Origin of the sequence: Dyadobacter diqingensis (genome assembly GCF_024220585.1) — a bacterium.
GTDB classification, from domain to species: domain Bacteria; phylum Bacteroidota; class Bacteroidia; order Cytophagales; family Spirosomataceae; genus Dyadobacter; species Dyadobacter diqingensis.
Genome location: NZ_JAMXKF010000014.1, coordinates 157335 through 164265, shown reverse-complemented (window position 1 = coordinate 164265; position 6931 = coordinate 157335). Strand labels below are relative to the sequence as shown.

The 6931-nt window shown below is 42.7% G+C and carries 4 protein-coding genes and 1 tRNA gene; all 5 read left to right on the top strand.

The features are described 5' to 3' along the window. On the top strand, positions 1-606 hold a 606-nt coding region (locus tag M1L62_RS27875), incomplete at its 5' end, for a S1 RNA-binding domain-containing protein (protein ID WP_254562922.1). 69 nt (positions 607-675) lie between these two features. Next, positions 676-746 (top strand) — tRNA-Cys (locus M1L62_RS27870). Positions 747-987: 241 nt separating this feature from the next. Further along, positions 988-2280 (top strand): c-type cytochrome, encoded by a 1293-nt coding sequence (locus M1L62_RS27865; protein WP_254562921.1) that lies wholly within the window; start codon positions 988-990, stop codon positions 2278-2280. Between the two features lie 47 nt (positions 2281-2327). Beyond that, the gene (locus M1L62_RS27860; protein ID WP_254562920.1) at positions 2328-5414 is read left to right on the top strand and encodes a TAT-variant-translocated molybdopterin oxidoreductase; all 3087 of its coding nucleotides are present in this window, start codon (positions 2328-2330) and stop codon (positions 5412-5414) included. Between the two features lie 57 nt (positions 5415-5471). After that, positions 5472-6905 (top strand): NrfD/PsrC family molybdoenzyme membrane anchor subunit, encoded by a 1434-nt coding sequence (nrfD, locus tag M1L62_RS27855; protein WP_254562919.1) that lies wholly within the window; start codon positions 5472-5474, stop codon positions 6903-6905. The last annotated feature ends 26 nt before the right edge of the window (positions 6906-6931 follow it).

The window sequence follows — 6931 nt, the reverse complement described above, 5'->3', positions numbered from 1 at the left end:
GTACACGTTTCTGACTTGTCATGGACTAAGAAAATCAAACATCCTTCGGACTTCGTTAAGGTAAATGACGAACTTGAAGTTGTCGTTCTTGAGCTTGACGCTGAAAACCGTCGTTTGGCACTAGGTCACAAACAACTTGAAGAAAACCCATGGGATACTTTCGAAACGATCTTCGCTATCGGATCAGTACACCGTAGCACAATCGTTGCAAAAGGAGACAAATTCGCAACTTTGGAATTGCCATACGGAATCGAAGGAATTTCAGCAGTGAAAAACCTTACGAAAGAAGATGGTTCAGTTGCTGAGGTTGGAGAAAGCCTTGACTTCACAGTATTGGAATTCCTGAAAGACGAAAAGAAAATCGTTCTTACACATTCAAAAGTGAAGCCTTCTGCTCCTACTGAAGACAAGAAAGAAGAAAAAGCTGCTAAACCTGCTGCAACTCAGGCTAAAAGCTCAGCTGGTAATACAGAAAGCGCTGCCAAAGAAGGAGAGAAATCTACCTTTGGTGACCTAAGTGTACTTTCTGCTTTGAAGGAACAATTTGAAGATTCAGAAAGAAAAGGAAAAAAAGTAGCGAAAAAAGACGACGAAACTGAAGAGTAGTCAATTTTTTTAATACTTTTGCACCCGGGTTAGCTGTTGGCAGCTAAATGTTACCAGCTAACCCGATATGGTTCCGTGGCCGAGTGGCTAGGCAGAGGTCTGCAAAACCTTTTACAGCGGTTCGAATCCGCTCGGAACCTCGCAGAAATATCTTGATAAAATACCATTTGAAGAGACCGGCTTTTCGGTTTTTCTCAAATGGTATTTTTTCGTTAATACATTGAATGTCAACGGTTACAATAATGTAGCGTAGTTTTGACACGAAATGTCAAATTAGAAGAATTATAAATAAGTAAGCCATCCAAAATATCCCTAAAATACTTTTGTGGATAAAAAATCGTGCACTAGATTTGTCTGTTGAAGTATAATGAATAGTTGATTATGAATATACCATTCCGAGAAGACTCTAAGTTTTGTTCCTTCTTTCCCCGCTCAAAATCGTTTCTGGCTATTTTTGTAGCTATTCTTTTAAGTACTTGTAGCCTTACCTGGGCTCAGGACAGCACGGCTGCTGCCGGAGCTGCTGCTGCCGCCCCTGCTGGTGGAGGCGATGCTGCAAAAGGCGAAACGTTATTTAAAAACAACTGTGCCCAGTGTCACGCAGCGTCTGACGAAAGAGTTGTAGGTCCTGGTTTGAAAGGTGCAACGACTCGTAACAACATTGCATGGCTTACGAAATGGGTGCACAATTCACAAGCGGTTATCGCTTCCGGCGATCCTTACGCTGTGAAAATTTACAACGAGTACAGCAAAGCACAAATGACTAGCTTCCCTAATTTGTCAGAAGATGACATCAAAGGGATTTTTGCTTACATTGATAACGCTGCTTCTGCTCCGGCCCCTGCCGCTGCTGCTGCTGGCGGAGCTCCTGCTGCCGGTGCTGCACAATCAAGCGGACCTTCTGATCTTTTCATGATCGTTCTGGTTGCTTTGGTTGTTGTAATGCTCTTAGTATTAGGTGTTTTAGTTGTTATTGTAACTATTCTTTCGAAAGCTGTTGCCGGAGATGAAGGTGCTGCCAAAGGCGACTTCATGACTCGTTTCGGTGCTTCGCTGAAAAGAATAGCAGGTGACCCTGCAATTCGTTCTGCAACGCTTTGGATATTTGTACTTCTTGTAATAAAGGCAACACTTGACGGAGCATATAGTGTTGGTGTTCAGCAGGGTTATGCCCCTAAACAACCAATTACTTTCTCTCACAAACTGCACGCCGGAGAATACAAAATTGACTGTAACTACTGCCATACAGGTGTAAACAGAGGTAAATCTGCACATATTCCATCTGCGAATATTTGTATGAACTGCCACGGTGTTATCAAAAAGGAATCTCCTGAAATCCAGAAGATTTACACTTCGATTGAAAACAATACCCCTATTGAATGGGTACGTGTTCATAACCTTCCTGATCTTGCTTATTTCAATCACTCTCAGCACGTTAACGTAGCCGGATTGGAATGTGAAAATTGCCATGGAGACATCGCTAAGATGGAAGTTGTTCAGCAACGCTCTTCATTAACAATGGGTTGGTGTATCGATTGCCACCGTAAGACTGATGTTAATACAAAAGACAACAAGTATTACGACAAGCTGGTACAGTTACATGCGTCAGATAGTAAAGAAGCTTTAAAAGTAGCTGATATCGGTGGTCTTGAATGTTCTAAGTGCCACTATTAATCACTGCAAATAGATACTAGAATACAACTCATTGTATTAACAGTTTTATGGAAAATACTAATAAAAGATATTGGAGAGGGCTTGAAGAGCTGCGTAATGATGAAAAATTCATTAAAAACGCAGGTTCAGAGTTTTCTGAAGCACCAACAGAAAATCAATATGAAAGTCTTGTAGACGGAGCGGGAACGCACCGTCGTGACTTCTTGAAAGTGTTAGGGTTTGGTATGGCAGCGGTTTCTTTGGCTGCTTGCGAAACTCCTGTGAAAAGAGCAATTCCTTACGTAAATAAGCCTGAGGGAGAATTCCCGACGATTGCTAACTGGTACGCTTCCACTTATTCAGAAGGTGGAGATTACGCCAGCATTTTGGTTAAAACGCGTGAAGGTCGTCCGGTTAAGATCGAAGGAAATTCATTAGCGAAAGATGCCTGTGGTGTAAGTGCACGTGTACACGCTTCATTGTTAGGTCTTTACGATAATGAAAAATTAAAAGGTCCTAAAAAAGGTGATGACACAAAAGTTGCCTGGGATACCATTGATAAAGATATCACAAGCCAGCTTTCTCAGATTGCTGCAAAAGGAGGAGCAATTCGCATTGTTTCTTCTACTATATTAAGTCCTTCTACAAAATCAGTTATCGCTGATTTTACAACAAAATATCCTACGACGCGTCACATTGTTTATGACGCGAACTCATCTTACGCTATTGTAAAAGGAAATGAGCTTTCATTTGGTAAAGCGGTTCTTCCTTCTTATGATTTCAGCAAAGCGAAAGTGATCGTAGCGGTTGACGCCGACTTCCTTGGTTCATGGATTTCTCCTGATACTTATTCTCGTCAATATGCTGAGACCCGTATGGTTAGCAGTGCAAAAGACGGTAAAAAGGATATGTCCCGTCACTACCAGTTTGAAGCTGTTCTTTCTTTGACAGGTTCAAATGCTGATTACCGTTCTGCTGTGAAACCTTCGCAGTTGGGATTGGTAGTTTCTTCATTATACAACAAAGTGGCTGCAAAATTGGGAGGTAAGGCTATCGCTACACCTGCTTTTGATGCACCTCATTTAGATAAAGCAGCAGCTGATCTTATCGCTGCAAAAGGAAACGCACTTGTTGTTTCCGGTATCAATGATCCTTCAGTTCAGGTTGTTGTAAACGCGTTGAATAACCTTTTGGGTAGCTACGCTTCCACAATCAACCTGGATGTACCTGTTTATTTCCGTCAGGGAAATGACATCGCCATGAACGAATTCGTTGAAGAAGTAAAAGGCGGAAAAGTGGATGCAGTTATTTTCTATGCTGCAAACCCGGTTTACGATCACCCACGTGGTGCGGAAATCGCAACGGCTCTTCCAAAAGTTGCATTGAGCGTTTCATTCAACGACCGTGCTGATGAAACAGGTTCTTTGGTTAAATTCATTGCGCCTGCTCCTCACTACCTTGAGTCATGGAATGATGCTGAACCAAAAGCTGGTTTTTACAGCCTGGGTCAGCCGACGATCAGCTTGATCTTCAACACACGTCAGGCTCAGTCAAGTTTATTGAAATGGGCTGGACAACCTTCTGATTTCCACGAATATGTGAAAGCATATTGGAGAAAAAATATCTTTACCCAAGGCGGTAACTTTGAGCAATTCTGGGTTAAGTCTCTGCATGATGGTGTTTATGCATCAGCTGCAACGGCTGCTCCGGCTGGCGCTGCTTTCACTGGAAATGTAGACGAAGCTGCTTCTGCACTTGCTAAAAAATACAAAGCATCTTCTACTGGCATCGAACTTGCTATTTTTGAGAACATCGGTATTGGTAATGGTTCTGCTGCAAACAACCCATGGTTGCAGGAATTCCCTGAGCCGGTAACAAAAGCTTGCTGGGATAACCACGCAAACATTTCTCAGAAAACCGCAAAAGATCTTGGTCTTGAGCAAGGAGATGTTGTAAAAGTTGACTTCAAAGGAAAATCTATCGACGTTCCTGTTATCGTTCAGCCTGGTTTGGCAAATGGTACAGTAGCGGTTGCGATCGGTTACGGTCGTGAAAAAGCTGGTAAATCAGCGAATGGTGTAGGTAAGAATGCTTATCCATTGGCAGCGTTTGCAGGCGGTTTCTTGTCATTCGCACCAGGTGAAGCGACTGTTACAAAAACAGGCGAAACACGTGAGATTGCACAGACACAGACACACAACACCGTAATGGGTCGTAAGTCTGTTCTTCAGGAAACAGTTCTTTCGCATTTCCAGAAAGATCCATTGGCAGGACGTTTCATTCCGAAAATAGAAACTTCGGAAGGGAAAGTAGATGCAACCGATCTTTCTCTTTGGAATGGACACCAGTACAAGAACCATTCATGGGGACTTGTAATTGATTTGAATACATGTTTTGGTTGCGGATCATGTGTGATCAGCTGCCAGGCAGAAAATAATATCCCTGTTGTAGGCCGTCAGGAAGTGATCAATGCACGTGAGATGCACTGGTTGCGTATTGACCGTTATTACAGCAGTGATGCAGAAGTTGGAGATTATACAGCAATGGAAATTGCTTCGGAAAATCCTGAGGTTACCTTCCAGCCTATGATGTGCCAGCACTGTAACAACGCACCTTGCGAGACGGTATGTCCGGTATTGGCTACAACCCACAGTTCTGAGGGCTTAAACCAGATGGCTTACAACCGTTGCGTAGGTACACGTTATTGCGCAAACAACTGTCCTTACAAAGTTCGTCGTTTCAACTGGTTCAAATATTTTGACAATGATAACTTCGATTATCACTTCAATAATGACCTGGGTAAAATGGTGATCAATCCTGAGGTAACGGTACGTTCACGTGGGGTAATTGAAAAATGCTCAATGTGTGTACACTTGATCCAGGAGGCAAAATTGACTGCTAAAAAAGAAAGAAGACGTGTAGTGGATGGTGATGTGTCCGTAGCTTGTGGTTCATCATGCCCTACCAATGCGATTACTTTTGGTGATATGAATGATCCTGAAAGTAAAATATCTAAACTTCTTGCGGTAGAAAGAGAAGGTCGTGCTTTCCACATGCTTGAAGAGATTAACGTTCGTCCTCAGGTTTCTTATCTGACCAAGATCAGAAATAAGGATGCAGCGCCGAAGGCAGAAGCTCACAAGGAACACGCCTAAGCAGAGTTGTTAGTTTTGTATTTGTTTGAAGATTAAATCATTATAAATTACAGTAGTATGCATGTTACTTCACCCGTAAGAGAGCCCCTTATTCAAGGCGGGAAAACGTATGCAGACGTAACGGAAGATATATGCCGACATGTCGAAGGAAAGCCTACAAAGGAATGGAAAATTGCTTTTGGGATTTCTCTGCTTGTTTTGGCTTATGGAACTTGTTGTCTGGCATGGACCTGGTGGGAAGGTCTGGGCGTGTGGGGATTAAATAAAACCGTAGGTTGGGCATGGGATATCACAAACTTCGTATGGTGGGTTGGTATCGGTCACGCCGGAACGCTGATCTCTGCAATTCTTTTACTTTTCCGTCAGAAATGGAGAACATCCATTAACCGTGCGGCAGAAGCGATGACTATTTTCGCTGTAATTTGTGCCGCATCATTTATCCTGATGCACATGGGTCGTCCATGGATGGCATATTGGGCTTTACCATTACCTAACGCATTTGGTTCTCTTTGGGTAAACTTCAACTCCCCTCTTGTATGGGACGTATTTGCGATCAGTACTTATTTCTCGGTATCTCTTGTTTTCTGGTATATCGGTCTTATTCCTGATTTGGCTACAATCCGTGACCGTGCAACCAGCAAAGTTTCCCGTTTTATGTACGGAACTTTCGCAATGGGATGGGATGGATCTGCTAAAACATGGTCTCGTTATGAGTACATTAGCTTAATTCTTGCCGGTTTATCTACTCCTCTTGTACTTTCAGTGCATACAATTGTAAGTATGGACTTTGCTACCTCGGTAATTCCGGGATGGCATACAACAATCTTCCCTCCTTATTTCGTTGCGGGTGCGATTTTCTCGGGATTTGCCATGGTGCAAAACCTTATGCTGATCACACGTGTGGTGTACAAGCTGGAAGATTATATTACCCTTGAGCACATTGAAACAATGAACAAGGTAATCACCCTGACCGGTTCGGTTGTAGGGGTTGCCTATATCACTGAGTTCTTCATTGCCTGGTATTCAGGAGTAGAATACGAAAGTTATGCATTTATCAACCGTGCTACCGGACCTTACTGGTGGGCATACTGGGCGATGATGACTTGTAACGTAATCTCTCCACAGTTGTTCTGGTCAAGAAAACTACGTCGCAGCATTACATTTACATTCTTCATATCTGTTATTGTTAACATTGGTATGTGGTTCGAGCGTTTCGTAATTATCGTTACGTCTCTTCACCGTGACTACATTCCATCAAGCTGGGCGATGTTCTCCCCTACCCGTTATGATATTGGGGATTATATATTCTCATTCGGATTGTTCTTTACGTTGTTCCTGCTTTTCTCTAAATATTTACCAGTTGTAAACATGGCGGAAGTTAAAGCGGTAATCAGATCAACTTCTGCTCAATTGCCTAAGAAAATTGCAGGGGTTGCCAAAGTAAGACAGCGCGAAGCAGCAGCTCCGTTATTTAACAAGGATATCGAATAAGTAAAAGATCGCTTACAGGCGAAGGA

What these genes read in the sequence shown, in the direction of transcription:
- M1L62_RS27865 (WP_254562921.1), top strand. Translation starts at nt 988, where the DNA reads ATGAATATACCATTCCGAGAAGACTCTAAGTTTTGTTCCTTCTTTCCC.
- M1L62_RS27860 (WP_254562920.1), top strand. Translation starts at nt 2,328, where the DNA reads ATGGAAAATACTAATAAAAGATATTGGAGAGGGCTTGAAGAGCTGCGT.
- nrfD (WP_254562919.1), top strand. Translation starts at nt 5,472, where the DNA reads ATGCATGTTACTTCACCCGTAAGAGAGCCCCTTATTCAAGGCGGGAAA.